At 70.0% G+C, this 25,317-nt stretch carries 25 protein-coding genes; 12 read left to right on the top strand and 13 right to left on the bottom strand.

Annotation, left to right across the window (positions count from 1 at the left end):
* Positions 1-101: 101 nt before the first annotated feature.
* From ASC55_RS05800 to ASC55_RS05810, 3 genes are all read left to right on the top strand, one after another.
* Positions 102-470, top strand: coding sequence for a DMT family transporter (locus ASC55_RS05800; RefSeq protein WP_055864747.1), 369 nt, complete (start codon positions 102-104; stop codon positions 468-470).
* Positions 467-790, top strand: coding sequence for a DMT family transporter (locus tag ASC55_RS05805; protein WP_157559415.1), 324 nt, complete (start codon positions 467-469; stop codon positions 788-790). The genes ASC55_RS05800 and ASC55_RS05805 overlap by 4 nt, the downstream gene beginning before the upstream one ends.
* Before the next feature lie 72 nt (positions 791-862).
* On the top strand, positions 863-2,209 hold the full coding sequence (locus tag ASC55_RS05810; RefSeq protein ID WP_055873546.1) for an amidohydrolase: 1,347 nt from the start codon (positions 863-865) through the stop codon (positions 2,207-2,209).
* A gap of 186 nt (positions 2,210-2,395) precedes the next feature.
* Here ASC55_RS05810 and ASC55_RS05815 read toward each other — a convergent pair whose 3' ends face one another.
* The 8 genes from ASC55_RS05815 to ASC55_RS05850 form a co-directional block, all read right to left on the bottom strand.
* A complete protein-coding gene (locus tag ASC55_RS05815) occupies positions 2,396-3,385 on the bottom strand; it encodes a methyltransferase family protein (protein WP_055873548.1) in 990 nt (329 codons plus the stop codon).
* Between the two features lie 71 nt (positions 3,386-3,456).
* Positions 3,457-4,155 carry an alpha/beta fold hydrolase gene (locus ASC55_RS05820; RefSeq protein WP_055873551.1) on the bottom strand — a complete coding sequence of 233 codons (699 nt, stop codon included), beginning with the start codon at positions 4,153-4,155 and terminating at the stop codon, positions 3,457-3,459.
* A gap of 34 nt (positions 4,156-4,189) precedes the next feature.
* On the bottom strand, positions 4,190-4,777 hold the full coding sequence (locus ASC55_RS05825; protein WP_017828786.1) for a TetR/AcrR family transcriptional regulator: 588 nt from the start codon (positions 4,775-4,777) through the stop codon (positions 4,190-4,192).
* Between the two features lie 47 nt (positions 4,778-4,824).
* A complete protein-coding gene (locus ASC55_RS05830) occupies positions 4,825-5,658 on the bottom strand; it encodes an ATP-binding cassette domain-containing protein (protein ID WP_055873555.1) in 834 nt (277 codons plus the stop codon).
* Entirely contained in the window at positions 5,655-7,439 is a 1,785-nt protein-coding gene (locus tag ASC55_RS05835; protein WP_055873558.1) for a dipeptide/oligopeptide/nickel ABC transporter permease/ATP-binding protein, read from the bottom strand. The genes ASC55_RS05830 and ASC55_RS05835 overlap by 4 nt, the downstream gene beginning before the upstream one ends.
* Positions 7,436-8,377: an ABC transporter permease gene (locus ASC55_RS05840; protein WP_055864765.1), complete on the bottom strand. Its 942-nt coding sequence runs from the start codon at positions 8,375-8,377 to the stop codon at positions 7,436-7,438. Before ASC55_RS05840 ends, ASC55_RS05835 begins: the two co-directional genes overlap by 4 nt.
* A 76-nt stretch (positions 8,378-8,453) precedes the next feature.
* On the bottom strand, positions 8,454-9,983 hold the full coding sequence (locus tag ASC55_RS05845; protein ID WP_235563104.1) for an ABC transporter substrate-binding protein: 1,530 nt from the start codon (positions 9,981-9,983) through the stop codon (positions 8,454-8,456).
* Positions 9,984-10,325: 342 nt separating this feature from the next.
* On the bottom strand, positions 10,326-11,666 hold the full coding sequence (locus ASC55_RS05850; protein WP_055873564.1) for an HNH endonuclease signature motif containing protein: 1,341 nt from the start codon (positions 11,664-11,666) through the stop codon (positions 10,326-10,328).
* A gap of 142 nt (positions 11,667-11,808) precedes the next feature.
* Here ASC55_RS05850 and ASC55_RS05855 point away from each other — a divergent pair, with 142 nt between their 5' ends.
* Entirely contained in the window at positions 11,809-12,189 is a 381-nt protein-coding gene (locus tag ASC55_RS05855; protein ID WP_055873567.1) for a DUF4259 domain-containing protein, read from the top strand.
* A 6-nt stretch (positions 12,190-12,195) separates the two neighbouring features.
* On the opposite strand, the gene ASC55_RS05860 is transcribed toward ASC55_RS05855, so the two are convergent.
* Entirely contained in the window at positions 12,196-13,158 is a 963-nt protein-coding gene (locus ASC55_RS05860; RefSeq protein ID WP_055873570.1) for an aldo/keto reductase, read from the bottom strand.
* A gap of 99 nt (positions 13,159-13,257) precedes the next feature.
* Here ASC55_RS05860 and ASC55_RS05865 point away from each other — a divergent pair, with 99 nt between their 5' ends.
* From ASC55_RS05865 to ASC55_RS05890, 6 genes are read left to right on the top strand one after another with little or no spacing between them, the layout of a single operon-like run.
* A complete protein-coding gene (locus ASC55_RS05865) occupies positions 13,258-13,992 on the top strand; it encodes an SDR family NAD(P)-dependent oxidoreductase (RefSeq protein ID WP_055873573.1) in 735 nt (244 codons plus the stop codon).
* 21 nt (positions 13,993-14,013) lie between these two features.
* Positions 14,014-15,126, top strand: coding sequence for a zinc-binding dehydrogenase (locus ASC55_RS05870; protein ID WP_055873576.1), 1,113 nt, complete (start codon positions 14,014-14,016; stop codon positions 15,124-15,126).
* A gap of 8 nt (positions 15,127-15,134) precedes the next feature.
* Positions 15,135-16,094, top strand: coding sequence for an aldo/keto reductase (locus ASC55_RS05875; protein ID WP_055873579.1), 960 nt, complete (start codon positions 15,135-15,137; stop codon positions 16,092-16,094).
* A gap of 32 nt (positions 16,095-16,126) precedes the next feature.
* Positions 16,127-17,125, top strand: a complete 999-nt coding sequence (locus ASC55_RS05880; RefSeq protein ID WP_055873582.1) for an alpha/beta hydrolase — start codon at positions 16,127-16,129, stop codon at positions 17,123-17,125.
* Positions 17,122-18,105 (top strand): alpha/beta hydrolase, encoded by a 984-nt coding sequence (locus ASC55_RS05885; protein ID WP_055873585.1) that lies wholly within the window; start codon positions 17,122-17,124, stop codon positions 18,103-18,105. Before ASC55_RS05880 ends, ASC55_RS05885 begins: the two co-directional genes overlap by 4 nt.
* Complete coding sequence (locus tag ASC55_RS05890; protein ID WP_235563107.1) at positions 18,102-19,319, top strand: multidrug effflux MFS transporter; 1,218 nt, start codon at positions 18,102-18,104, stop codon at positions 19,317-19,319. The genes ASC55_RS05885 and ASC55_RS05890 overlap by 4 nt, the downstream gene beginning before the upstream one ends.
* 11 nt (positions 19,320-19,330) lie before the next feature.
* On the opposite strand, the gene ASC55_RS05895 is transcribed toward ASC55_RS05890, so the two are convergent.
* Positions 19,331-19,873, bottom strand: coding sequence for a hypothetical protein (locus ASC55_RS05895; RefSeq protein WP_055873591.1), 543 nt, complete (start codon positions 19,871-19,873; stop codon positions 19,331-19,333).
* A gap of 66 nt (positions 19,874-19,939) precedes the next feature.
* Here ASC55_RS05895 and ASC55_RS05900 point away from each other — a divergent pair, with 66 nt between their 5' ends.
* Both ASC55_RS05900 and ASC55_RS05905 read left to right on the top strand, forming a co-directional pair.
* Entirely contained in the window at positions 19,940-20,524 is a 585-nt protein-coding gene (locus ASC55_RS05900) for a TetR/AcrR family transcriptional regulator (protein WP_055873594.1), read from the top strand.
* A 103-nt stretch (positions 20,525-20,627) separates the two neighbouring features.
* Entirely contained in the window at positions 20,628-22,616 is a 1,989-nt protein-coding gene (locus ASC55_RS05905; RefSeq protein WP_055873597.1) for a primary-amine oxidase, read from the top strand.
* Positions 22,617-22,697: 81 nt separating this feature from the next.
* On the opposite strand, the gene ASC55_RS05910 is transcribed toward ASC55_RS05905, so the two are convergent.
* From ASC55_RS05910 to ASC55_RS05920, 3 genes are read right to left on the bottom strand one after another with little or no spacing between them, the layout of a single operon-like run.
* Positions 22,698-23,363, bottom strand: a complete 666-nt coding sequence (locus tag ASC55_RS05910; RefSeq protein ID WP_055873600.1) for an SDR family oxidoreductase — start codon at positions 23,361-23,363, stop codon at positions 22,698-22,700.
* 40 nt (positions 23,364-23,403) lie between these two features.
* A complete protein-coding gene (gene murQ / locus ASC55_RS05915; protein ID WP_055873602.1) occupies positions 23,404-24,339 on the bottom strand; it encodes an N-acetylmuramic acid 6-phosphate etherase in 936 nt (311 codons plus the stop codon).
* Positions 24,329-25,222, bottom strand: coding sequence for a BadF/BadG/BcrA/BcrD ATPase family protein (locus ASC55_RS05920; RefSeq protein WP_055873605.1), 894 nt, complete (start codon positions 25,220-25,222; stop codon positions 24,329-24,331). Before ASC55_RS05920 ends, murQ begins: the two co-directional genes overlap by 11 nt.
* Positions 25,223-25,317: the final 95 nt, after the last annotated feature.

Below are 25,317 nucleotides of genomic sequence, written 5' to 3' on the forward strand. Positions count from 1 at the left end.
ACGCGTGCCGAATCGGGACGTCGACGGTGCCCGGTCGCCGGCGGGAATCCCGCGCGCCGCGCGTGCGTTCTCTTCGTCGGATGCTCGATGAAAGGCCGCCGATGACAGATCACCCTCGCCGCTCGGCGTGGCCGCCCCTGCTGCTCGCGATCGCGCTCGAGGTCACCGCGACCCTCTCGCTGCGCGCGGCCGAGGGCTTCACCCACCCGCTCTGGCTGATCGTCGTGGTCATCGGCTACTCCGGCTCGCTGTGGCTGCTGTCCGTCGTGCTCGATCGCGGCATGGCCGTGGGCGTGGCGTACGGTATCTGGTCGGCGATCGGAGTCGTGCTCACCGCCGTGTTCGGCACCGTGCTGTTCGGCGAGCTGCTGGGACCGGTGCAGATCATCGGCGTCGGCGTGATCGTGATCGGCGTGCTGCTCGTCGAGCTCGGCTCGCACACGCGTGAGGCGAAGGAGGTCACCCCATGATCTGGCTGCTCCTCGCCCTCGCGATCGCCAGCGAGGTCACCGCGACGCTGAGCCTGCGCGCCTCCGAAGGCCTGCGCCGCCGCCGCTGGATCCCCGTGATCGTCGTGGGCTATCTCGCCGCGTTCACGCTGCTGGGCACGATCCTCGCGCTGGGGATGCCCGTGGGCGTCGCCTACGGCATCTGGGCAGCGGCCGGTGTCGCGCTGACCGCGGTGCTGGGGCGGGTGATCTTCAAGGACCACTTCTCGACCATGATGGCCATCGGCGTCGCGCTGATCGCCGTCGGGGTGGGGATGATCGAGTTCGGCGGCGGACACTGACCACCAGCCCTCGTCGGCGTCTGCTCGAGCCGCTCCTCTTCGTCGTCATTTTACGTCTACACTGGTGGAATAATGACACAGTCACTCCACGGCGACGAGGCCGATCTGATCATCCGCGGCGGACACATCCACACCCTCGACCCCTCGGATGCGATCGTCGGAGCTCTCGCCGTCCGTGACGGGGTGATCGTCGCCCGAGGCGACGATGCGGAATCCCTCGATGCCCGCGCCGTGATCGAGCTGGATGGACGCACGGTGATCCCCGGCATCAACGACGCCCACCTGCACGCCGCATGGTTGGGCGCACGGTGGCCCCACCTCTTCTTCTCCGACACTCCCCCCGAGGAGCAGCCATCCGGGCGGCTCGTGTCGAGCGCAGGAGAGCGCCGCACAGCGCTGCGGCGGGCGTGGGCGCTGCTGGCCGAACTGGGCATCACCAGCTACACGGAACCCGGGATCGGCCCCGGCGAGGATGACGGCGAGACGGGATGCTTCGGCTCCGACATGCTCGACACCTATCTCGAGCTGCACCGCGAACGCGCGCAGACCTCCCGCGTGACCCTGCTGCGGCTGTTCGGCACGATCGACGGGGAGAGCACCCTCGCCGACTTCGAGAGAGGCATCCGCACACCTCCCCCCGCCTCGGATGCCCGGTGGCTCGCGGTCCCCGGAGTGAAGATCTTCGCCGACGGCATCCCACCCCTGGCGACCGCCTGGGTCGATGAGCCCTATGCCGACGGCACGACGGGCGGCCTGCTCACCCGTGGCGAACCCGACGCCCGCGCCGCCTTCCGACGCATGCTCGAACTCGCCTCGGCTCGCGGAATGCAGATCGCCGTGCATGCGACGGGAGACCGCTCGATCGCCGAGTTCCTGTCCGTGCTGGAGCGACGGCACGGCGATCACCCCACGCCGGCGGGGCCGCACTACGTCGTGCACGGCGACCTCGCCACGACCGCGCAGATCGCCCGGATGGGGCGGATCGGTGCGGGGTTCGCCGTGCAGCCGCTGATCGCGGCGCACACGCACTCCTGGGCAGCGGTGCAGCTCGGAGAGGCCCGACTCGCCACCGCCTGGCCGCTCGCCGAGATGCTGACCTCCGACGCGCTGACCACGGTCACCAGCGACTCCCCCATCGCCAGCCCGGATTGGCGACTCGGGCTCGATGCCTCCCTCGCCCTCCTCACCGCTGCAGGGATCGCCGACGACGCGCAGAGCAGGAACCGGCTGCTGCGGTCCATGACCGTCGAGGCCGCCCGACAGGACGGCGCCTCCGCGTGGAAGGGGTCGCTGGAGGTCGGCAGGGTCGCCGATCTCACGGTGCTCGATGAGGACCCGCTGACCCCCGGCCGCGACTTCGCGACGATCGGGGTCGCCCGCACGATCGTCGATGGGCGCACGGTCTTCACCCGCGGCTGACCGGCCCACCCGCGACCGACCGCCCGGCGACCGACCGCCCCGCGGCCGACTGGCCCGCCCACACCTCGCCGAGGGGTCGCACACGAAAACGGCGGGCGGCATGCTCTCACATGCCGCCCGCCTCTGATCCCCCTCGGACCAGTCGTGTGCCCCGGCACCGGATCGCGTCCGATGCCGGGGCGAGTCTCACACCGCGGTCGCCACGAGCACCCGCGGGCTGCCGGGCAGGGCCACCTTGTCGCGCACCGACCACCCGGCGTCGGCGAGCCATCCGCGCACCTCCGCCTCGGGGTACACGACGGTGCCGTCGATCACCAGGTACTCCCCCGCGTGCAGCGCGTCGAGGCCGCGCTGCTCCGCATCCTCGTCCAGGAAGAAGTCGAGCACGGTCAGGGTCGCCCCCTCGACGGCAGCCGCGCGCAGGTTGCGGAAGATCTGCGCGTTCTCCTGCGCGGAGAAGCGGTGGATGACGTGGTTGGCGAACACCACGTCGTACTCGCCTTCCGGTGCGGTGGTCGCGGTGTCACCGACCTCGACCGCGGCACGATCGTGCATCCCGGCGGCCGCCACCGCCTCGACGATGCCGTCTTCGAAGCCGGGGGCGTAGAGGAAGGTCGTCCGCAACGCGGGGTTCTTCGCCATGACCGACAGCGCGAACTCGGCGGAGAGCCCACCGAAGTCGAGTGCCCTGGTCGCGCCTTCGAGGTCGACGAGACGACCGAACTCCTGCGCGTGCAGGCGGTTGTACGTCATGACGCCCGCCATGAAGGTCGCCCAGCGGGCGTCGTCCATCTGCAGATCGCCCGGTTCGGTGGTGTCGACCGTGTGCGCGAACTGCAGCCAGTGCGGGTAGCTGATCTCGTCGAGGAAGGTGAGGAACGGCGCGAGGTCGATCGCTGCCTCCTCGCCGACGAGGTACGCGGCGGCGTCGTCGGCGAGCTCATAGCGCCCCGCGGCGCGGATCAGCAGACCCTTCGCGGTCATGGCATCGGCCAGCAGCGCCGCGATGCGCTCACTGACTCCGCACCGCTCGGCGATCTCGCCCGCTGTGTCGGCCCCGTCGGCCACCGCGGCGAACAGCCCGATCCGGCTGGCCTGGAAGAGCTGCTTGGAGGCCATGTAGCCGGTGGCGATGTCGAGGATCCGCGCCGCATCGGCGGTGGGAATGTCAGTCATGAACGAGCCTTTCAATTTGTCTACAAATGTTGGAAATAAAGGTCATGGAAGAGCCGGCCGCGAGAGGGGGCTCACGCCGCGAGGAACTCGTGCACGGCCCCGCGGAACTCCGCTGTGTGCAGGGCCGAGAGATGATCGCCCGGCACGCGCCGCGCTCGCGCATCGGGGAGCATCGCGGCGAGATCATCGATCCCCGCCGCCATCTCGTCGTCCGCCCCGCCGAGCAGCAGGACGGGCACGGCGGGCGCGCTGCGGCCGGGGACGAAGGGCTCCGCCGCCAGGCCCTCGATCAGCGAGAGCAGGTCGGCAGGACGATTTCCGGGCATCGACACCATCTGGACGATCATGCCCGTGAGCGGGTCCCGGAGCGGGCGGTCGCCCGCGAGAGCCGCTCGAGCCGCCGGAAGATCGACGAACGCGAAGGGCTCCCCCGCGCTGAGTCCACCGAGCACCAGCCGTCGGACCGCGACACCGGGGTGGTGGGCCAGGTCCCACGCGAGCCGTGCCCCGAGCGAGTAGCCGACCAGGTCGACCTCTTCCGCACCGATGGACGATGCGATGGTGTCGAGCACGACCGATGTCGTCGCGGAGCCGAGCGCGACACTGTCGCCGTGCGCCGGCAGATCGATCACCATACGCGGGCGCTCTCCGAGCACACCCTCCCACTCCCGATCCGGCCAGTCCACGGAACCCCGCGAGGCGAGGCCGTGCAGGAACGCGACAGGACGCCCCTGGCCGGGGCGGTGGGTGACGGACAGGGACACGGTCATGAGACGCCTTTCTCTCGAATGCGGCGCCTCGCGATCAGCGCAGTCGCGCCAGGAACTGCTGGATGTAGTCCTGATAGTCGGCGATGCGCTCGCCCTCGGGATACATGAGGTTGATCACGGTCGCCCCCACGGCGACCGAGATGAACTCGTTCGCGAGTGCCGCGTAGTCCTGATCGCGGATGGCGCCCGCATCGCGCGCCGCCTCCATCCGCTCGACGAGCATCGCGTGCCACCGCCCGAGGTGCGTGCGGTACAGCTCCGTGAGCTGATCGTTCGACATCGCGTACTCCCACAGCGCGAGGAGCACCCGCCCGCTCGCGATCTCGCCGACACTGCTGGGCAACGTGCCCTCGAGCACCTGCTGCAGCATCCGCTCGGGCGTCGCGCCCTCGGAGATCGACTGCTGGAGCCAGGTGTCGTGCTCGAGCAGCACCGTCTCGAACGTGGCGGCGACGATGCTCTCCTTCCCGGGGAAGTAGTGCTTCAGCGCTCCGTTCGCGAATCCGGCCTCGGCCGCGATGCTGCGCATCGTCGCCGCCTCGAACCCGCCCTTCAGGATGATGCTCTTGGCCACGTCGACGATGTCCCGTCGACGCTGGTCGTGGTCGATGATCTTCGGCATGACGTCCTTCCGGCCGATTCTGCTGCGTGGAGTGTTCCGGCCTGGAGCTACCGTACCGCCGCATCGCGCACCTCCCGCAGAGCGAGCCACTGGGCACGGCGCTCGCGTTGCGCAGCCGGATCGGCGACGGGCGATGCCAGACGGAGCCGCTCGGAGTACGGATGCTGCGGAGCGCGGGTGACCTGCTCCCCGGCACCGACCTCGACGAGTTCGCCGCGATACATCACGGCCACCCGATGGCAGACTCTGCGCACGACGCCGAGGTCGTGCGAGACGAACAGGTAGGCCACGCCGGTGTCGCGCTGCAGCTCGATGAACAGATCGAGGATCGTCGCCTGGGTCGTGAGGTCGAGCGCGCTCACGGGCTCGTCGCACACGACCAGGCGCGGGCCGCGCACCAGCGCACGGGCGATGGCCACTCGCTGCCTCTGCCCACCGGAGAACTCGCTCGGATAGCGATCCATGGCCGCCGACGGGAGGCGCACGCGATCGAGCATCTCCCGCACCTTCGTCTCGGCGGCCCTGGCGCCGATCCCCGTCGTGAGAAGGGGCTCGGCGAGGATGTCTCCGATCGTCATCGCCGGATTCAGCGAGCCGTAGGGGTCCTGGAACACGACCTGCACGTCGTCGGCGAGCGCTCGGCGCGCGCGATGGCTCAGACGGCTGATCTCCTGCCCGTCGAAGCGGATGCTGCCGGCGGTGACCGGAGCCAGCCCGAGGATGGCCTTGCCGAGCGTGGACTTGCCCGATCCCGACTCCCCGACCAGGCCGAGGCACTCCCCCGGTGCGATGTCGAGAGAGACGCCGCGCAGGGCGCGGAACGCCCGCCGTCCGCGGCCGTACTCCACGACGAGGTCGTTCACTTCGAGGAGGGGGCTCATGCGGGGACTCCCGTCGTGGTGCGGTCGAGTTCGACTCGGCCGACGGCGTCGTCGAGGGAGGCGGCGATGAGCTCCCTCGTGTACGGCTCGGCCGGGGAGGCGAACAGGGCGTCGACGGGACCGGACTCCACGATGTCGCCGCTGCGCATCACGATCACGCGGTCGCAGATGTCGGCCACGACGCCGAAGTTGTGCGTGACGATGAGAAGGGCCATGCCGTACTCCGCCTGCAGCTCGCGCAGCAGCTCGAGCACCTCGGCCTGCACCGTGACATCGAGCGCCGTGGTGGGTTCGTCGGCCACGAGGAGTGAGGGCTTGCCGGCGATGGCACCGGCGATCAGCACGCGCTGCGCCATCCCCCCGGACACCTGGTGCGGGTAGCTGCGCATCACCCGGTCCGGGTCGGTGAGGCCGACACGCACGAGCATCGCACGTGCGCGCTCCTTCGCGGCCGACCTGCTCAGCCCCTGCGTGCGGCGCAGCGGTTCGATGAGCTGATGACCGATCGTGTACGACGGATCGAGGTTGCTCATCGGCTCCTGCGGCACGTAGCCGATCGTCCGCCCGAGCAGAGCCCGGCGCTGCTTCGGGGTCGACGATGTGACATCGACCCCGCCCACCCAGATGGCGTCGGCGGTGGCGCGCCCCGTCGCGGGGAGCAGATCGAGCACGGAGAACACGGTCTGCGACTTGCCGGATCCCGATTCGCCGACGATGCCGACCACCTCGCCCGGCGCGACGTCGAGGGTCACGCCGTGCACGACCTCCGTCTCCCCGGTCGGCGTGGCGTGCACGACGCGGAGGTTCTCGACCCGCAGCGCGGACCCCTCCGCCGAGTGGTGAGCGCTGCCGCTCGGAGCGCTGGCGGGCATCGCTGCGGCTTCATCGCGCTTTCGCCGGGCGACCCGGGGCGTCCGCACCTGCACGAGCTCTGCGAGGGTCGACCCCATGATCGCGAGCACGGCGATCGTGAGTCCGAGCGCGGCCGACGGCCACAGCAGCATGAGCGGGTACGTGAGCATGAGTCGGAAGCCCTCGAGCATCATGGCGCCCCAGCTCGGGACGTTCGAGTCGCCGATGCCGAGGAACTGGAGCCCTGCCTGCATGCCCATCGCGATCCCGGCGGTCAGGGCCGTCTGGATGATGACGGGCGGGTACACGGCCGTGATCACGTGGCGGAAGATGATCCGCCCGTCTGACAGACCGGAGACGCGCGCCGCGTCGATGTAGGGCTCGCCGCGCACGGCGAGCGTCTGCGAGCGGGCGATGCGGAAGTAGCCCGGCACCATGAAGACGCCCACCGTGGCCATCAGCAGTTCGAAGTTGTTGCGGGAGCCGGCGGCGACGACGAGCAGGATGATCATGCCGGGGATCGACTGGAGCGCATCGCTGATCCAGGTGGCGGCCCTGTCGAACGCTCCCCCGAAGTAGCCGGCGGCGACGCCGGCCGGCACGCCGATCACGAGTGCGGTCACGATCGTGATGAGCGCGCCCCAGAGCGTGGTGCGGGTGCCGTAGATGAGGCGGCTGAGGATGTCCCGACCGGTGGAGTCGCCACCCAGCAGATGCTCCGGCCCCGGCGCGGCCTTGGCGGCGGACAGATCGACGAAGTTCGGATCCATCGGCGCGAGCAGCGGCGCGAAGATGCCGACGAGCACGATGAGGACGAAGATCGCGAGCGGGATGTAGCCGCCGGGGTGGCGGAGGAAGCGCCGGAACAGGCTCGATCGGCGCTTCTGTGCTGCCCGATCGAAGGCGACGCGGATGTCTGTCGTGGTCATGCGACGCGCACCTTCGGGTTGATCCAGCCGAGCACGAGGTCGAGCAGGAGGTTGATGAGGACGACGAAGACGACGGAGATGACCGTGATGCCGAGGAGCATCGGGATGTCGCCGTTCTGCGAGGACTGGTTGGTGAGCTGGCCGAGACCGGGGAGGCTGAAGATCTGCTCGACCACGATCGCGCCGGAGAGGAGTCCGACGAACATCAGCGCGATCACCGTGAGCGCCGCGGGTGAGGCGTTGCGGAGGATGTGCAGGTTCACGCGGGCGGTCGAGAGGCCCCGGCTGCGCAGCGTGCGCACCCAGTCCTGCCTGCTCTGCGCGATGACGGCGTTGCGCAGCTGCTCCGCGACGGCGACGATGCCGCCCAGCGCCAGCGAGATCGCCGGGAGGGTGATGGAGCGCAGCCACCCATCGACGGACTGCGTCGGGGGCACGTAGCCCACTGCGGGGAACCACTTCAGCTGCACCGCGAGCCACATCACCAGCACGAGGCTGACCCAGAAGCCGGGGAGCGCGAACAGCACGACGGAGATGCCCTTGATGACGCGGTCGAACCAGGTGCCGGGGCGCAGACCCGTGATCATGCCGAAGGCGATGCCGACCACCGCGGTGATGAGCGTCGCGAACGTCACGACCGAGAGGGTCACCGGGACCTTGATCGCGAGCTGCGCGCTGACCGGCTGGAAGTTGCGCCAGGAGACGCCGAAGTCGAGCAGCGCGGCATGCGACAGCCAGTCCCAGAACTGCACCAGGAGAGGACGGTCGAGGCCGATCTTCTCGGCCAGCGCCGCCTGTTGCGCAGGACTCGCCGTCGTACCGAGGAGCGATGCGGTCGGGTCGCTGATGGCGAGGTGCGCCAGGAAGAAGGTGCCGATCGAGACCGCGACGAGCAGGAGGATGCCGGACAGCACCCGCTTCGCCGTGAACACAAGCATGGAAACCTCTCGGGGGTGGAGGGGTCGGAGGGGGAGGATGCCGGGGCGGCCGACGTCGCGGCCGCCCCGGCGGGCGTCAGCCCTGGGTGATGTAGCGCAGGGTGGGGAACATCATCCCGACGATGGGCTGCAGCTGGATGCCGGAGGCCGTGTAGTAGATGTTGTTCGCCTGGTACCAGACAGACCACCACGCCTGGTCGACGAGCGCCTTGTTGAGCTCCTCGACGGCGTCGGTCTGCGCCTCGCCGCGTTCCGTCTGCACCTTCTCGACGAGCGGGGCGATGACCTCGTTCTGGGCGTAGTCGGGTGCGGGGTTGAACCACTGCACGCTGGTCACCTGGCGCGCGACCGTCGCGACATCGTTGCCGTCCATCGCGAGGAACGAGATGAACATCGGGTAGTTCGGCGCGTTGAGCTGGTAGTCCGGCATCTGCATGTTGTCCCAGGTGACCTTCACGCCGAGCTCGGTGAGCGCCTGCTCGGCCGAGGGCTTCCACATCTCGAAGATCGGCGACATCGGCATGGAGATCTCGAAGCCGTCGGCGTAGCCCGCGTCGGCCAGCAGCTTCTTGGCCTTGTCCATGTTGTGGGCGTAGGTCTCGTTGAGGGCGGGATCGTTGATCGTGCCGCCGTCCGGGAAGACCTGGTTGGTGGCGACGCCGGCACCGCTGCCGACGGCGGCGAGGATCGCGGCACCGTCGAACGCGTAGTTCAGCGCCTGCCGGACCTCGAGCTTGCCGAGGGCCTCGCTCTTGGCTCCGGTGTGGTCGGTGATGACGAGTCCCGCCCAGCCGGAGACGCGCTCCGCGGTGTTCCAGCCCTGCTGCTTCGCCTGCTCGAGGTTGGCGACGTCGCCGTACTGCACATTGATCTGGCCGCTGAGCATGGCGTTGTGCCGCGCTGTCGCATCGGTGATCGGGAAGATCGCGAGGTCGGCGAACGGGTAGGCCTCGGCATCCCAGTGGTCGGTGGTCTTGGTGAAGTGGTACTCCGCGCCGGCGATGCTGGTGTCGCCGTCGAGGACGTAGGGTCCGGAGCCGATGGGCTCGCTGCCGAGGGTTCCCGCCTCGATCGCTGCCGGAGAGACCACGTAGCTGCGGCCCAGCCCCATGAAGTAGAGGATCGTGTCGTCGCGCTGGGTGAGGAGGATGCGAACCGTGTCGTCGTCGACCTTCTCGAAGGCGGAGACGTTCAGATAGGCCTCTCCGGAGCGCGCGCCCTGCTTGAGGTAGTCGAGGCTCGCGATCACGGCGTCGACGTCGACCGGGGTGCCGTCGCTGAACACGGCATCGGTACGGATGTCGAGGTCGATGCTGAGGTCGTCGTCGGCGACGGTCCATTCGGTCGCGAGGGACGGGACCGGCTTGCCGTCCGCGTCCAGAGCGATCAGGGCATCGTAGACGGCGGAGAGGTAGGGGCCGTCGAAGCCGATGTCGGCGAGCGAGGGATCCCACGACGTGACGTCGAGGAAGTTGCCGATGTTGAGGGCGTCAGGGCCGTCGGCAGCACTGCCGTCGGACGGGGAGGGTGTTGCGCCTGCGCTGCAGCTGGTGAGCGCGAGGGTCGCGGCCACGGCTGCGGCGAGCGCGAGGGGCATTCGTTTCATGGTTCCTTCTCTCGGGTGCAAGGGTGGTGAAGAAGGCTCGGAGTGCCGCTGACCGGAGACCGGATCCGGCGTCACCTCGATGTGTCGCGCTGGTTAGTCTACATGCGTGGAAAAAGAGCGCAAGAGCCTTTCGCTTCCCTGGCGGCCCCGCTCATGCCCCGGCGCGCACCGGGCTTGTCCGAGCGTGCAGGCATGGTGGAGCGCCGGTCGCCGGCGAGACGCGCAGGCAGCGTGCTCAGGCGGCGCTTTCGGGGCCACGCACTCACGCCACTAAATCCATGGCCACGCGTTCAGGCCACACATCCACGCCACGCGTTCAGGCCATGCGTTCAGGCAGCGCGTTCAGGCAGCGATGTCGAAGCGCGCCCTGCCACCCAGGCGCGGAGCCCGCGCAGGGTCGACCGTGGCCGGTGGGAGAAACCACACCCTGCCGCGGCTCCCACCGCCATCGATACGGATATCCCACCCGTTGTCATGGATCCGATGGTGGCAGGTCTCGCACAGCAGCACGCCGTTCGAGAGATCGGTCGGACCATGGTCTCGACTCCACCATCGGATGTGATGCGCCTTCGTCATCTCGGGCGGCAGCGCGCACATGGCGCATCCACCATCCCGCTCGACCAACGCCAACCGTTGCGAGCGCGTGAACAGGCGCTTCTCCCGACCCCAATCGAGCACTTCGCTCGCCGCACCGAGCACGCAGGGGATCACTCCCCCGCCTGCGGCCATCCGTCGCGCCGCGCCGACGCTGACCGGCTGCTCGATTCCGTCGACCTCGGCGGAACCGGCGCCGGCTTCCAGGTCGTCGAGGCTCATCCGCACCACGACGGTCGCACCCGCCAACGGCACCCGGGCGTCGCACTCGAGAACGTGGCCCGCGAACACGGAGAGAGCGTCGGCCTGGATCATCGGCACGGTGCGACGATCGGCGTCCGGCGCGTCCGGCGCGGCCGCGTTCTTTCGCGCGGCGAACGCGGCGGTCACGTAGCCGCGGATGGCCGTCACGACAGGAGCGGCGGTCTCGGCGTCGAGGACGGCGTTCAGATGCACCATCCCGTCGCGCTCATGAATGGTCAAAGCTCGGCGGGAACGCTGCTCCTCCAGGCGCGGCTCCACCCCATCCGGGTCCAGCCACGCCTCGGCCCTCACGACCAGCTTGCGCACGTCGTCGAGAGCGAGCCCGACCGCCTTCTCCACCAGCAGAGACTCCGCCTCGGCGACCCGCACCGGGCCCGCCGAGACGCGACACCGATCCAGCAGGGCGATGATCGCGGCAGCCACCTGAGCACTCAGCGCGCCGGACCCGAGCGCCTCACGCACTCTCGGATACTTCGCCGGCAGAGGCGCCCCGAGGAGATCCTCGCGCGGCGCGACCGCCTCTCCGACCTTCACCAGCCGGGTCGCATCGCCACGCGAGACGCCGACGGTCGCCGCGATCAACGTCGCCGGATTCCGGTAGCCCTGCTGCTTCGCGAGACCCTCCGCACCCAACTCGGGACGAGACTCGCGCGAGATGCATGCCGCGACCTCGATGTGCACCGCATCCAGCCGCCGCTGCAGCAGCCCGATGGATGCGCTCACGGCGATCAGCTGCTCTCGCGACAGCTCACCGGATCCATCGGCGTCGGCCCATGCCGCATCGAGGCGGGACATCGCCTCGTGCAACTCGACCAGCTTCGACATGATTCGATTTTACCGAATCACCTCTCGACATTCGAACTTATCTTCGAACAAATGCCGGCATTCTGCCGCTGACCCTCCGCCCGACACCACGCTCACATGGTTCACTGGGTCCGACCGCAACAGCCGACAGGAAGAGGAAGACATGGGCACGTGGGGACCGGGAAACTTCGACGACGACACGGTCGCCGACGCACTGAGCGAGATCACCGACGAGCTCATCGCGAAGATCACCGAGGTGTTCGCCGATGAGGAGGACGACACCGAGCTGCAGCCGGACGAATGGGGCGGAGCCATGGCTCCCGCGTGGTTGGAGATCCTCACCGACATCGGGTCCGCGGGGCGAGTGGGTGCCACGTTCCCGTCGAGCAGCACGCTCGAGGGCTGGCGAGACCGGTACATCCGGGTCTGGGACGACTACATCGACGAGCTCGAACCGGACGAGGACTACCGCACCGACCGACGCCAGGTCATCGTCTCGACGTTCGAGCGTGCCGTAGCCCTCGCTCACGAGCGCGAGGCGTAGCCGACCTCACCACACACCGTCGGCGCGCACGTCACGGTCGACCCAGCACCCGGCGAGCGCCGCACGCACCTCGGGGCCATGCGCGAGCGCCAGCGCGAGTGCCGCATGGTTCTGCTCCAGCTGCGCGAGCCGGGAGGCACCGAACAGCACGTTCGCGGTCGCGGGGTTCGAGAGGCAGAAGGCGATGCCCAGTGCTGCCGGGGTGACCCCGAATCCGGCGGCCACCCGCGCGACCTCGGGGTAGATCGCGGCGATCTGCTCACGGATCCCTCCGACATCCGCGCCGATCTTCCGCTCGGGCAGCCGGCCGGTGGCGAGGATCCCTCCCTCGAAGACGTCGGACGCCTGCAGGGTGAGCACGCCCGCATCGAACAACGCCCCGTACGCCTCCCCCTCGGCCATCGACCGACGCGCGATGCCGTATTTCAGCTGTGCGAACGCCGGTGCGACAGCCCCCTGCGTCTCCGCCTCTTCGAGAGCCTCCCTGGTGTGGGCGATCTGCCAGTTGTTGATGCCCCAGCTGTCGACGAGGCCTTCCGAGATCAGCGCGTTCACCTCGACGACGAGGCGCGGCATGTCGGGCGCCTCCCCGTAGTCGCCGACCACCACCGTGTCGAAGCGTTCGAGGCCGGCCCGCCCGAGCGAGTCGACGAGCTGTCGGCGAAATCCCTGGTTCGGCCAGTCCCACAGCCACAGCTTGCCGCACAGGGTGATGTCGTCGCGATCGACGCCGCTCGCCCGCAGCGCCTCGCCGAACAGGATGTCGGTCCTCGAGTTCTCGGCATGCGGACCCATGTTGTAGTACGCGATGTCGAAGAGTCCGGCGTCGAGCTCCGTGGCTCTCCGGATCAGCGCGACCGCCTCATCCTTCGACATCCGGTCCCAGGTGTTCCACGACCCCAATGCCAGCGGAGGCACCGGCACCCCTCCACCCTGCAGTGCCGTGCGGGGATATGTCGATTCGGGCATGAAGGCTCCTTCGTCTTCTCTGACACAGGGTTGTGTTTTTCTATGTTTGTAGAATATAACGGAGTCACCCCGTCGCAGCACCCGTCAGTGAGGACGAACATGACCGCATCCCCCCGCCGCATCCTCGTCACCGGTGGAGCCTCAGGCCTCGGCAGAGGCATCGCCGCCGCGTTCGCACGGGCCGGGGATGAGGTGTTCATCGGCGACGTGAACGCGGAAGCCGTGCAGAGCGTCGCGAACGAGCTCGGCGCCACGGCCGTGCACCTCGACATCTCCGACGAAGCCTCCGTGCAGTCGGCGGCCGATCGACTCTCCGCCGCGGGCGGACTCGACGTGCTGGTGAACAACGCCGGCGTCGTCGCGGGCGGCGGCACCCTGCAGGAGGTGCCCGTCGAGGCCGTCGATGCCGCCCTGCGCGTCAACGTCCGCGGCACCTTCCTCATGCTCCGCACGTTCGGCGCCCTGCTCGCGGCGACCGGCGGCGGCTCGATCGTCAACATCTCCTCGATCGGCGCCCGCCAGCCCACCCCGGGTCTGGGCCACTACGAAGCCACCAAGGCGGCGGTCGATGCCCTCACCCGCACGGCCGCCATCGAACTCGCCGGATCGGGGATCCGCGTCAACGCCGTCGCCCCCGGTCCCGTGCTCACTCCCCTGACCGCCGACTTCGCGTCGAACCCCGATGCCCGTGCGGCCTGGGAGTCGCGCATCCCGCTCGGCTCGATCGCCGAGGTCGACCAGGTCACCCCGCTCGTGCTGTTCCTCGCGAGCGACGCCGCAAGCCACATCACCGGGGTCTGCGTCGCCGTCGACGGCGGACAGCTCCTGGTCTGACCGTTCCCCGGAGACGACACCATGACCCGCACCGCAGAACTGCCCACCACGACCCGCGCCGCCGTCCTCACCGCCCACGGCGAGCCCCTGACCCTGCAGGAGCTGCCGCTCCCCGCCGAGATCGAACCCGGTGCCGCCCTGGTGCGCATCACCTGCACGACCCTGTGCGGCACCGATATCGAGATCTGGGAGGGGAAGATGACCTTCCCCGGCATGCTCCCCATGGTGCTCGGCCACGAGATGGTCGGCGAGATCGTCGCCACCGGCCCCGACACCCGTGACGCCCTCGGCCGCACCCTCTCCCCCGGCGACCGCATCGGCTGGTCGGAATCGACCTGTGGCGAATGCCACGGCTGCGTCGTGCTGCGCGAACCGGTGGCGTGCGCCCACCGCGGTTACGGCTTCCTCCAGCGCGCGGACGTGCACCCCTTCGCCACCGCGGGTCTCTCCGCCTACGCCTACGTCACTCCGGGCGCCGCGAAACTGCTGCTCCCCTCCGCTGTCAAGGACACGTGGGCGTCGATGGCGGGATGCGCCGCCAAGACCGTGCTCCGCGCGTTCGAGCGTGCCGGACGCATCCGCCCGGGATCGAGCGTCGTGATCCAGGGCTCCGGGGCCCTGGGCATCTTCGCCACCGCCGTCGCGAAGATCGCCGGCGCCGGCCAGGTGATCACCGTCGGAGCACCGTCCGCGCGCCTGGAGCTGGCCGGGCGCTTCGGCGCAGACGTCGTCGTCGACTTCCGCGACGGTCCCGTGGTCGACCAGGTCCTGGAGCTGACGAACGGACGCGGCGCCGACCACGTCTTCGACTTCGCCGGGGCCCCAGGGGTGGGACCGGACGCCGTCGGGATGGCCGCCCAGCGCGGCACGATCGCGATCGTCGGTTCGACCGGACCGGCAGGAGACGGATTCGCCCTCAGCACGATCATGGGCAAGGAGCTCACTGTCGTGGGATCCCTCAACGGCGACATCTCCGACTACGCCAGGGCCGTCGACTTCTTCGCGGCGTTCGCCGACCGCTTCCCGTGGGATGACCTCTTCAGCGCCCCCGTCGGCCTCGCGGAGGCCTCGGCGAAGATCGCCCGCATGCACCATCTCGATGAGGTCAAGGCCGTCATCGACCCGAGTCTGTGAGGACGACCATGACCACTCCCCTTCCGCGCCGTGAGATCGGGCGCAGCGGCCTGCACTCCTCGCTGTTCTCGCTCGGCTCCTGGCACACCTATGACCGGATGGACTTCGCCGACGCGGTGGCCATGCTCCGCGAGGCCGTGGATCGCGGCGTGAACCTCTTCGATGTCGGGGTCTACTCCGCACCGGGTGCCCCACCGGTGTTCACCGACGTGATCTTCTCGGCCATGGTGCGCGCGGCGGGCCTCGACCGTGAGGAGTGGCTGCTGTCGTCGAAGCTCTGGCTCGAGACGTTCGACGCGGAGGGCTTTCGCCCCCAGCTCGACAACGCCCTGATGCGCGTGGGCGTCGAGCACGCCGACCTCGTGATCCTGGGAGACCTGCGCCGTGACGACCTGGATCTGCGCGACCTCGTGCTCGATCTCGCACGCCTGACCGATGCCGGGATCATCCGTGCCTGGGGAGTGAACAACTGGTCGGCATCGAGCATCCAGGCACTGATCGACATCGCGACGGACGAAGACGTGCCCGGCCCGCAGATCGCGCAGCTGAAGTACAGCGTCTCGCGACGTGCCATCCCGGACGGAGCGCCCTTCGCCGGCCTGTGGGAGCAGGGATTGACGTTGCAGGCCTCGGACTGCCTCGAAGGCGGCATCCTGGCGGGCAAGGTGAACGGCGACCGCCAGATCGGTCGCGACCCCGGCGACATCCGCGGGCGTATCCTCGCCGATGTCCCGGCGTTCGCGGCACTCGCGGATTCGCTCGACGCGTCTCCGGCGCAGCTCGGCATCGCCTTCACCCTCACGCACCCGGCGCTCACGACGACGCTGTTCGGGGCGTCGAGCGTCGCCCAGCTGCGCGCGAACCTCGCGGCCGTCGACCTGGTCGATCGTGTCGGCGTCGCAGAACTGCGTCGACTGGTCGCACCGTTCTGGGCGGACCGCGGCATCGTCGACCCCGAAGGCCCCTGAACCGCCCCGCCACCGCTCGCACAAGGAGTTCCATGACCGCCACCGCCGCCGGACGTCCCACCGTCACCCCCGTGCCCTTCGATCCCGAGGTGCAGGCCGTGCTGGATGAGATCGCGAAGGATCCTCAGCCGCCCCTGACCCGCGACGCGCTGCCGCGCGAGGGCGCCGACCGGATGTTCCCCGACAACGACACCGTCATCGCCGGCCGTGACATCGAGTGGGAGGACCGCGTGATCCCCGGCCCTGCCGGGGCTCCCGACATCGAGATCACGATCTTCCGGCCGACCGGAACCCGCGCCGAGGTGCTTCCCGGCTTCATCAACATCCACGGCGGCGGGATGATCGTCGGTCACCGCTCATGGGAGACCGGGCGCGTGGTCGACATCGTCGCGCAGCACCGCGTGGTGGCCGTGAACGTCGAGTACCGTCTCGCCCCTGAAGACCCCTACCCCGCCGGAGTGGAGGACTGCTACGCCGCCTTCGTCTGGGTGCATGCGCACGCGAACGATCTCGGCATCGATCCTGCGGGCATCGTCGTCGGGGGCGGGAGTGCTGGGGGCGGACTCACCGCCGCCGTCGCGCTGATGGCACGCGACCGACGGGGCCCGGCGATGGCGGGACAGCTGCTGCTGTGCCCGATGATCGACAACACCAACACCACGGTGTCGAGCCGGCAGTACGACGGCATCGGCACGTGGCAGCGGGAGCTGAACCTGCTCGCGTGGTCGTGCGTGCTCGGCGACGATCTCGCCTTCAGCCCCGAGGCACCCGCGCATGCCGCCCCCTCCCGCGCGGCCGACCTCTCGGGCCTGCCGCCCGCCTTCATCGAGGTCGGAGAGGCCGAGGCCTTCCGCGACGAGGACACCGAGTACGCCCTGCGCATCTGGGCCACCGGCGGACAGGCCGAGCTGCACGTGTGGGGCGGCGGCGCGCACGGCTTCGACATGTACATGCCCGATGCCGAGATCTCCCGCGCCGCCCTCGCCGCGCGCGCCTCCTGGCTGCGACGGATCTGGCGGGCCGCCCGATGACCGCCCACCCACCGGTCCCCTACGATCCCGAGCTCGTCGCCGGTCTCGCGGCCTTCGTCGACATGGTCGAGATCATCCCGCTGCGCGCCGACACCATCCACGCGAATCGCGATCACTTCGCGACCATCATCCCGCCCATGTCGGCGCAGGCCGACGGGCGCGCGATCACGTGGGAGGACCGGACCGTATCCGGCCCCTCCGGAGCCCCGGACATTGAGATCACGATCGTGCGGCCCACCACGCCGGCGAACGGTCCGGCCCCCGCCGTGCTGTCGATCCACGGCGGCGGGATGGTGCTGGGCACCCGGTTCTTCGGCACCTCCGAGCTCATCGACCTGGCCGAGCGATACGGGGTGATCGGCGTCGCGGTCGAGTACCGCCTCGCCCCCGAGCACCCGGGGCCGGCACAGGCCGAGGACTGCTATGCGGCGCTGGAGTGGATGGCGGCGCACGCGGAGGACCTGGGCATCGACCCCGACCGCATCATCGCGTCCGGCATGAGCGCGGGCGGTGGTCTCTCCGCCGCCGTCGCGCTGCTCGCCCGAGACCGAGGGGGTCCGCGCCTGGCCGGACAGCTGCTGGGATGCCCCATGCTCGACGACCGCAACGACACCGTCTCGAGTCGTCAGTACGACGGGTTCGGAGCCTGGGATCGCCACAACAACCACACCGCGTGGGAGGCGATCGCCGGCGAGGACCGCGGCACCGATCGGGTATCGCCCTACACCGCCCCCGCGCGCGCCGTCGATCTGTCCGGCCTCGCTCCCGCGTTCATCGAGGTCGGGGCGGCCGAGACCTTCCGAGACGAAGCGGTCGACTACGCCACGCGCATCTGGGCCACCGGCGGACAGGCCGAGCTGCATGTGTGGGCGGGCGGCTACCACGGCTTCTCCGGCTTCTCCCCCGACGCCGAGGTCTCGCAGGCGGCCGACGCCGCGCGCGCGAGCTGGCTGCGGCGCACGCTGCACCTGGAAGGATGAGCACTCCCGTTCCCGGGGAGCCCTCGCGGCCGCGGATGGGCACGGTGCACGCGATGCTCGTGCTCGGCATGCTCGAGGCGTTCGGCCCTCTGTCGATGGACCTGTATCTGCCGCAGCTGCCGCAGCTCGCCGCCTCGCTCGGCACCACGGAGGCACTCGCTCAGGCCACGATGTCGGCGTGCATGATCGGGCTCGGGCTCGGTCAGCTCGTCGCCGGACCCCTCAGCGACCGATGGGGCAGACGGCTCCCCCTGATGGTCGGCGTCGCCGTCTTCGCCGTCCTCTCCCTGGCGTGCGCGCTCGCCCCGAACATCGAGCTGCTGCTGCTCGCGCGCTTTCTGCAGGGACTCGCGGGATCTGCGGGCATCGTGATCTGCCTCGCGATCGCCCGGGACCAGTTCGAGGGCGTGGAGCTCTCACGGATGCTGTCGCTGCTGTTCCTGGTCTCGGGAACGGCGCCGATCATCGCGCCCGTCGTCGGAGGTCAGCTCGCGCGGATCATGGATTGGCGCGGGATCTTCGGCGTGCTCAGCGCCGTGGGCGTCGTGCTGCTGCTGGTCGTCGTCTTCGCCCTGCCGGAGACGCTGCCCGTCGCGACCCGGCACGGCGGCGGCCTGCGCACCCTCCGCATCCACACCGGAGCGGTCCTGCGCGATCGGCTCTTCGTCGCGGTGCTGTGCGCGGCGGCCGGGGGTGGAATCGCCTTCTTCACCTACTTGTCCATGTCGTCGTTCGTGCTGCAGGACGAGTTCGGCCTGAGTCCGCAGTCGTTCAGCCTCGCCTTCGCGGCGGGAGCTCTCGCGAGCATCGTCGGCAGTCAGCTCAGCCGTCTCGTCGTGAGCAGGTGGGGACCGCTGCGGGTGTACCTCGGGGGCATCTCGGCCACGCTGATCGCCGCGACGGCTTTCCTGGTGCTCGCGCTCGCCGACGTGGGCGTCGCGGGAGTCGTCGCCGCGCTGATCGGATTCATGCTGTGCTCAGGGCTCGGCGGGCCCAACGGGCAGACCCTCGCCCTCGCCCACCACGGCGCACGAGCGGGCACGGCTTCGGCTCTGCTCGGGATGTCGACGTTCCTGTTCGGTCCGGTGCTCGCGCCGGTCGCCGCAGGGATCGGTGGTACGAACGCCGTCACGATGGCGGTGACGATGACCGCAGCGGCGGCGGTCGCCGCGGTCGCCGCCTGGCTGTTCGTGCGCCCAGCCGCCGCGGGGTGACGGCCCCTCCGTCAGAATCCCAGGCACATCACCGCGACACCGGCGGTCATCGCCCACGACTCGATGCGGAGCAGGCGCGCCGTGCGACCGTGGTGCACCGGAGCGACGAACCACTCCGCGACGATGGTCCACAGTGCCACCGCGCCGACGCCCGCGAAGAGCAGCACCGAGAGCATGCCGGAGAGCCCGTGGCCGCCGTGTCCTGTCACCGTCGCTGAACCCACCGCGGCGACGGGTCCGGCGGCTCCGTGGAACGCGCACATCGCCATCACCAGAGAGACCAGAGCGCGGTGACAGCACGGGGCCGCCGATGCGGTGCCGCGAACGCCCATGGTCCCGACCATGCCGGATCCCAGCAGAACCACCCCCAGCGCCAGCTCGAGCACGGGGTGGCGCCCGGCGGTCGCGGCGAGTGCCAACATCGCCGCCGCCATGACGAGCACGCTCTGCCGCCCCTGCCACGGCACGGCGCGCCAGGCAGCCACGCCGGCGACGGCCGAGACGATCGCGGCCGCGGCCATCAGCCACGGCACCGCAACGATGAGGTGATCCACGCCGGAAGTATATTGAGCGCTCGCTCAATATAGCTATACCTGTGCGCGATGCGACAAGATGGGTGCGTGCCTCGCATCGTCGACCATGATGAGCGCCGCCGGCAGATCGCCGAGGCGCTGCTGGCCGTCGCCGCCCGCGACGGACACGAGAGCGTGTCTTCGCGTGCCGTGGCGAAGGAACTCGGCGTCGCCACGGGCTCGCTCTGGCACTACTTCGACGGCTTCGACGAGGTCATGCGTGCGGCTGCGGCCGAGGTGACCCGCCGCACCGAGGCGCGCATCGCCGAGGCGACGGCCGACCGCCGCGGGCTCGACCGACTGCACGCGCTCATGCGCGAAGTGCTCCCGGTCGACGAGCGCACCCGCACCGAAGCCCATGTCGTGGTCGGATTCTGGGGGCGCCTGGCCGCGCTCGCGCCGACACCAGACGCCGGCTCCCCCACGCTCGCCACCTGGCAGGACACGACGCGACTCGCCCTGCGGGAGGCGGTCGAAGACGGTGAGCTGCGCACGGACACCCCCACCGAGGCGATCGTGACGCTGCTGCGCTCCATCACCTACGGACAGCAGATCGTCGAGGTCACGGAGCCGCAGACGCCGGCCGCCCACCTCGCGGTGCTCGAGGTGGCGCTCGCTCCCTGGCGGGCCTGACGGAGTTCCCCGCCCGCGAATCTCCCGTTGCGGGCGTCGGACGGTCCGTCGTATCATCATGCCAACCCGTTTATTGAGCAATCGCTCGAAAATAGTGAGGTCGATGATGTCCCACCACGCTCCGCAGCCCGTGTCGATCGAGAAGATCGCCGCCCCGCACCCCCATGATCCCCTCACGGGTGCAGAGATCGCGGCCGCCCGCGCCGTGCTCGACGCCGCGGGCCTGATGACCGAGACCACCCGGGTGCCGATGCTCCTGCCCGACGAACCCCGCAAGGAGGAGCTCGCGACTTGGACGCCCGGCTCCCCCATCGATCGCCGCGTCGACGTCACCCTGCTCGACATCGCCACCGGCGTCGCCACCGAAGCCATCGTCTCGATCACCCGGGGCGAGGTGCTGCACACGCAGCGGGTCCCGAACGACGCCCCGCCCTACGGGCAGCCGCAGTACCTGTTCGAGGAGTACGAGCGCGCCGAGGCCATCGCCAAGGCGTCACCGCAGTGGCAGGCCGCGATGAAGCGCCGCGGCCTCGAAGAGCACATGGCGCTCGCTTTCTGCGGGCCGCTCGCTCCCGGATACACGGGCCGTGCCGACGAGGTCGGACGACGCGTGATCCGCTCCCTGACCTTCCTCAAGTACGACGAGCAGGACTCTCCCTGGGCGCACCCGGTCGAGGGACTCATCGTGCACATCGACCTCACCGCGAACAGCGTGATCCGCGTCGAGGACCACGGCGATGTGCCCGTTCCCGCCGGCCACGGCAACTACTACCCCGAGGTGCAGGGCGAGGCGCGCACCACCCTGAAGCCGATCGAGATCACCCAGCCCGAGGGGCCGAGCTTCGCCGTCACGGGTTCGCTCGTGGAGTGGGAGGGCTGGTCGATGCGCGTGGACTTCAACGCGCGCGAAGGCCTCGTGCTGCACGATGTCACCTTCCAGGGGCGATCGGTGCTGAGCAGGGCGAGCGTGCCCGAGATGGTCGTCCCCTACGGCGACACCGCGCCCGGCCGCTTCTGGATCAGCTACTTCGACGCGGGTGAGTACCTGCTCGGGAAGAACGCGAACCACCTCGAGCTCGGCTGCGACTGCCTGGGCGTGATCCGCTACCTCGACGGTTACGTCGCCGACGACCACGGACACCCCGTGCGCATCCCGAACGCGATCTGCATGCACGAGGAGGACTACGGCATCCTCTGGAAGCACACCGATCTGGCCGGGCGCTCCGACGTGCGGCGTTCCCGCCGGTTCGTGGTCTCGTACTTCTCCACGATCGGCAACTACGACTACGGGTTCTACTGGAACTTCGGCCTGGACGGGTCGATCGAGGTCGTAGCCAAGGCCACGGGGATCGTCTTCGCCAGCGCCGGCGAGCCCGGGGTGCGCCAGCGCCATGCGACGGAGCTGGCCCCCGGCGTGTTCGCCCCCGTGCACCAGCACCTCTTCTGCGCACGGCTCGACGTCGCGATCGACGGCGAGGACAACCGGCTCGTCGAGATCGACGCCCAACGCGTGCCGATGGGCCCCGAGAACCCCTTCGGCAACGCCTTCACCTGGTCGGAGACGACTCTGCACACCGAGAACGAGGCGCAGCGCGAGGCCGATTCCTCGGTCGCGCGGGTGTGGGAGGTGCAGAGCGCGTCCCACACGAACCACGTCGGCCGACCCACCGCGTACCACCTGGTGCCGCAGCCCACGGCACTGCTCATGGCCGACCCGCAGTCCTCCGTCGCCGCGCGTGCCGCCTTCGCGACGAAGCACCTCTGGGCGACGCGCTTCGAGGCGGGGCAGATCTGGCCGGCCGGTCGGTATCCGAACGCGCACCAGGGCGGAGCCGGGCTGCCCGAGTACGCCGCCGCCGACCGCGACATCGACGGCCAGGACATCGTGCTGTGGCACACCTTCGGTCTGACGCACTTCCCGCGGCCGGAGGACTGGCCCATCATGCCCGTCGACTACGCCGGATTCTGGTTCAAGCCAGCCGGATTCCTCGACCAGAACCCGGCCATGGATGTACCGGAGGCGTCGCAGGCGCACCGCGGCGCGACGGCGAGCGCATGCTGCGGCGGAGACACCTGCACCTGCGCGCACTGAGTCGGATGCCCGCCCGGGGCAGGCGCACAGAGACCCCGGTCTCGCCGCCTCTGCGCGTCGAGTCCGCGCCTGCCCCGCGGCTCAGTACCTCGCCGAGAACGCGCCGTCCGACTGCAGCAGCTGCCCCGAGATCCAGCGCCCTTCCTCCGACACGAGGAACTCCACCACGGCCGCGATATCGCCGGGGCGCCCGAGACGCCCGAGCGGTGTCATCTCCGCCAGCCCGCGGCGCGTCTCGTCGTCCATCCAGCCGGTGTCGATGGGCCCGGGGTTGAGCACGTTCGCCGAGATGCCGCGCGGGCCGAGCTCGCGGGCCGCCGAGATCACGAGCCGGTCGAGAGCGCCCTTGGAGGCCCCGTAGGGGAGGTTGCCGGTCACGTGGTCGCTGGTGAGCGCCACGATCGCACCTCCGCCGTCGCCCACCTGCCGCGCGAAGGCCGCGATCAGCAGCAGACTCGCCCTCGCGTTCACGGCGACGTGCCGATCGAAGCTCTCGGCCGTCGTGTCGAGGATGCCGGATTCCACATCGTGCGCATGACTCAGGATGAGTGCCGAGACCGGGCCGTGGGCTGCGTTCACCTCAGCCATCAGGGTCTCTGGCCCCTCGGGCGTGGCGAGGTCGGCGATGTGATCGGCGTCGTGCAGGTCGCTGGTGACGACGTTCCAACCGGCGGCGCGCAGACGAGGAGCGATGCCGGCGGCGATGCTGTCGGCACGCGCGGCGCCGGTGATCAGAGCAAGGGGCATCCGCACACCGTATCGAACTCCCCGGGCGCTCGCATCGCCCTCAGGCGAGCGCGGCGATCGCGTCGCGGAGGATGCCGTCGGCCTCGTGGAGGGCTGCGGCCGCGTCCTGCGGCGTCGCGTCGGCAGCGAGCATCAGCAGCGCGAGCTTGACCGAACCGTCCGCCGCCTGCAGCGCCGCCGCAGCCTGGTCGATGTCGACGCCGGCGAGCTGCGACACCGTGCGGATCGAGCGGGCATGCAGCTTCTCGTTCGTGGCCAGCAGATCGACCATGACGCCGCGGTAGGTCTTGCCGAGGTTGATCATCGACAGCGTCGTCAGCATGTTGACGACGAGCTTCTGCGCCGTCCCCGACTTGAGGCGCGTGGAGCCGGAGATGAACTCGGGGCCGGTGACGACCTCGATCGCGACCTCCGCGGCCGCACCGATGTCGGAACCGGCGTTCGAGGCGATAGCCGCGGTGAACGCACCGACACTGCGGGCGTAGGTCAGCCCTCCCACGACGTAGGGCGTGCGGCCGGAGGCGGAGATGCCCACCACCGTGTCGTTCTCCGAGAGACCGAGCTCGCGCAGCGAGGCTTCCGCGGCCGCGTCGTCGTCTTCGGCGTTCTCCACGGCGGAGCGGATCGCCGTCTCGCCCCCCGCGATCAGCCCGACCACCATCGACGGGTCGGTGCCGAAGGTCGGCGGGCACTCGCTCGCATCCAGAACGCCGATGCGCCCGGCCGTGCCTGCACCGATGTAGATGAGGCGTCCGCCGCGGCGGAACCGCTCGGTGATGCCGTCGACCACGATGGCGATCTCCTCCGCCCGCTCGGCGACGGCCTCCGGCACCCGCCGATCCTCCGCGTTCATGCGTCGCACGAGCTCGGCGGTGCCCAGCAGGTCGAGGTCGCCGCGATCGGTCGTCGAGGCCTCGGTGTCGAGGCGCTCGAGCACGGAGAGGAGGGTGGCCAGGCGGGAATCGTCATTCGGCACGGTGGACGAACCTTTCGTGGGGGAGGTCGGTGCGGCGCGCGAGCAGCAGCGCGCCGTCGAGTGCATCGCCGCTCGCGGGCACGATCGTGCGTCCGGCGGTCTGCAGGGAAGAGGTCAATGACGCGCGGAACCACGCGTGGTCGGTGAGGCCGCCGTGGATCACCACGTCGGCGGTGCGGGTGGATGCGGCGACAGCCGTCGCGGTGAGGAGTCGAATCGCCTCGGCCACGATCTCGCCGGCGACCGCATCGCCGTCGGCAGCGGCATCCAGCACGAGAGGTGCGAGCGTCGCGAGGCGTCGAGGGAGGGGTTCGCGCTGGGCGAGCCAGGCCTGGATGTCGGATGGCGCACCCACCGGCTGCGCGATCGCCGCGGTGAGGGCGGTGCGGGCGCCCAGGGCGTCGTCCGCACGCAGCACGGCACGCAGGGCCTCGCGCCCGAGCCACGAGCCGCTGCCGAAGTCGCCGAGTTCCGGACCCCAGCCGTCGACGAGTCGCGCGCCATCGGCGTCGACGCCGAGGGCCGCCGCTCCGGTTCCCGCGATGAGGAGCACTCCCCCGGCACCGGCGAGTGCACCGGCGTGAGCGGTGACCACATCGGAGGCGACGGCCACCGCGGCTCCGCTCGCTGCGGCGAGCCGGGACGACAGTTCCTGCGCCGCATGCGGCGCCAGCCAGGCGCCCGCGGCGCCCACCCCGATCAGGTCGAGGCGGTCACCCTCCAGAAGCGGGAGGATCGCCTCGAGTGCACACTCCACCCCGCCCGCTGCGGCGAGCCCGGGAGCTCCGACGCCTGCGCGCGCGACCCGCTCGCCGTCGCCGTCGATCACGACGCGGCACCGGGACTTGCCGAGATCGACGGATGCGGTCGTCTTCGCGCTCATCGACTCTCCCGGGGATCGGTGGAAACAGGTGGTGAAAAGAGACTACATGCGAAGTAGACTCTGCAAAAAGAATTTACACCGAGCAGACGGAGAAC

This window comes from Microbacterium sp. Root322, from assembly GCF_001425645.1.
Lineage (GTDB): Bacteria > Actinomycetota > Actinomycetes > Actinomycetales > Microbacteriaceae > Microbacterium > Microbacterium maritypicum.

Coding starts and splice junctions, on each gene's coding strand:
- ASC55_RS05875 (WP_055873579.1), top strand. CDS start 15,135: ATGACCACTCCCCTTCCGCGCCGTGAGATCGGGCGCAGCGGCCTGCAC.
- ASC55_RS05835 (WP_055873558.1), bottom strand. CDS start 7,439: ATGACCACGACAGACATCCGCGTCGCCTTCGATCGGGCAGCACAGAAG.
- ASC55_RS05815 (WP_055873548.1), bottom strand. CDS start 3,385: ATGACTGACATTCCCACCGCCGATGCGGCGCGGATCCTCGACATCGCC.
- ASC55_RS05845 (WP_235563104.1), bottom strand. CDS start 9,983: ATGAAACGAATGCCCCTCGCGCTCGCCGCAGCCGTGGCCGCGACCCTC.
- ASC55_RS05850 (WP_055873564.1), bottom strand. CDS start 11,666: ATGTCGAAGCTGGTCGAGTTGCACGAGGCGATGTCCCGCCTCGATGCG.
- ASC55_RS05860 (WP_055873570.1), bottom strand. CDS start 13,158: ATGCCCGAATCGACATATCCCCGCACGGCACTGCAGGGTGGAGGGGTG.
- ASC55_RS05825 (WP_017828786.1), bottom strand. CDS start 4,777: ATGCCGAAGATCATCGACCACGACCAGCGTCGACGGGACATCGTCGAC.
- ASC55_RS05885 (WP_055873585.1), top strand. CDS start 17,122: ATGACCGCCCACCCACCGGTCCCCTACGATCCCGAGCTCGTCGCCGGT.
- ASC55_RS05805 (WP_157559415.1), top strand. CDS start 467: ATGATCTGGCTGCTCCTCGCCCTCGCGATCGCCAGCGAGGTCACCGCG.
- ASC55_RS05830 (WP_055873555.1), bottom strand. CDS start 5,658: ATGAGCCCCCTCCTCGAAGTGAACGACCTCGTCGTGGAGTACGGCCGC.
- ASC55_RS05870 (WP_055873576.1), top strand. CDS start 14,014: ATGACCCGCACCGCAGAACTGCCCACCACGACCCGCGCCGCCGTCCTC.
- ASC55_RS05855 (WP_055873567.1), top strand. CDS start 11,809: ATGGGCACGTGGGGACCGGGAAACTTCGACGACGACACGGTCGCCGAC.
- ASC55_RS05865 (WP_055873573.1), top strand. CDS start 13,258: ATGACCGCATCCCCCCGCCGCATCCTCGTCACCGGTGGAGCCTCAGGC.
- ASC55_RS05920 (WP_055873605.1), bottom strand. CDS start 25,222: ATGAGCGCGAAGACGACCGCATCCGTCGATCTCGGCAAGTCCCGGTGC.
- ASC55_RS05880 (WP_055873582.1), top strand. CDS start 16,127: ATGACCGCCACCGCCGCCGGACGTCCCACCGTCACCCCCGTGCCCTTC.
- ASC55_RS05905 (WP_055873597.1), top strand. CDS start 20,628: ATGATGTCCCACCACGCTCCGCAGCCCGTGTCGATCGAGAAGATCGCC.
- ASC55_RS05840 (WP_055864765.1), bottom strand. CDS start 8,377: ATGCTTGTGTTCACGGCGAAGCGGGTGCTGTCCGGCATCCTCCTGCTC.
- ASC55_RS05800 (WP_055864747.1), top strand. CDS start 102: ATGACAGATCACCCTCGCCGCTCGGCGTGGCCGCCCCTGCTGCTCGCG.
- ASC55_RS05820 (WP_055873551.1), bottom strand. CDS start 4,155: ATGACCGTGTCCCTGTCCGTCACCCACCGCCCCGGCCAGGGGCGTCCT.
- ASC55_RS05910 (WP_055873600.1), bottom strand. CDS start 23,363: ATGCCCCTTGCTCTGATCACCGGCGCCGCGCGTGCCGACAGCATCGCC.
- ASC55_RS05810 (WP_055873546.1), top strand. CDS start 863: ATGACACAGTCACTCCACGGCGACGAGGCCGATCTGATCATCCGCGGC.
- ASC55_RS05890 (WP_235563107.1), top strand. CDS start 18,102: ATGAGCACTCCCGTTCCCGGGGAGCCCTCGCGGCCGCGGATGGGCACG.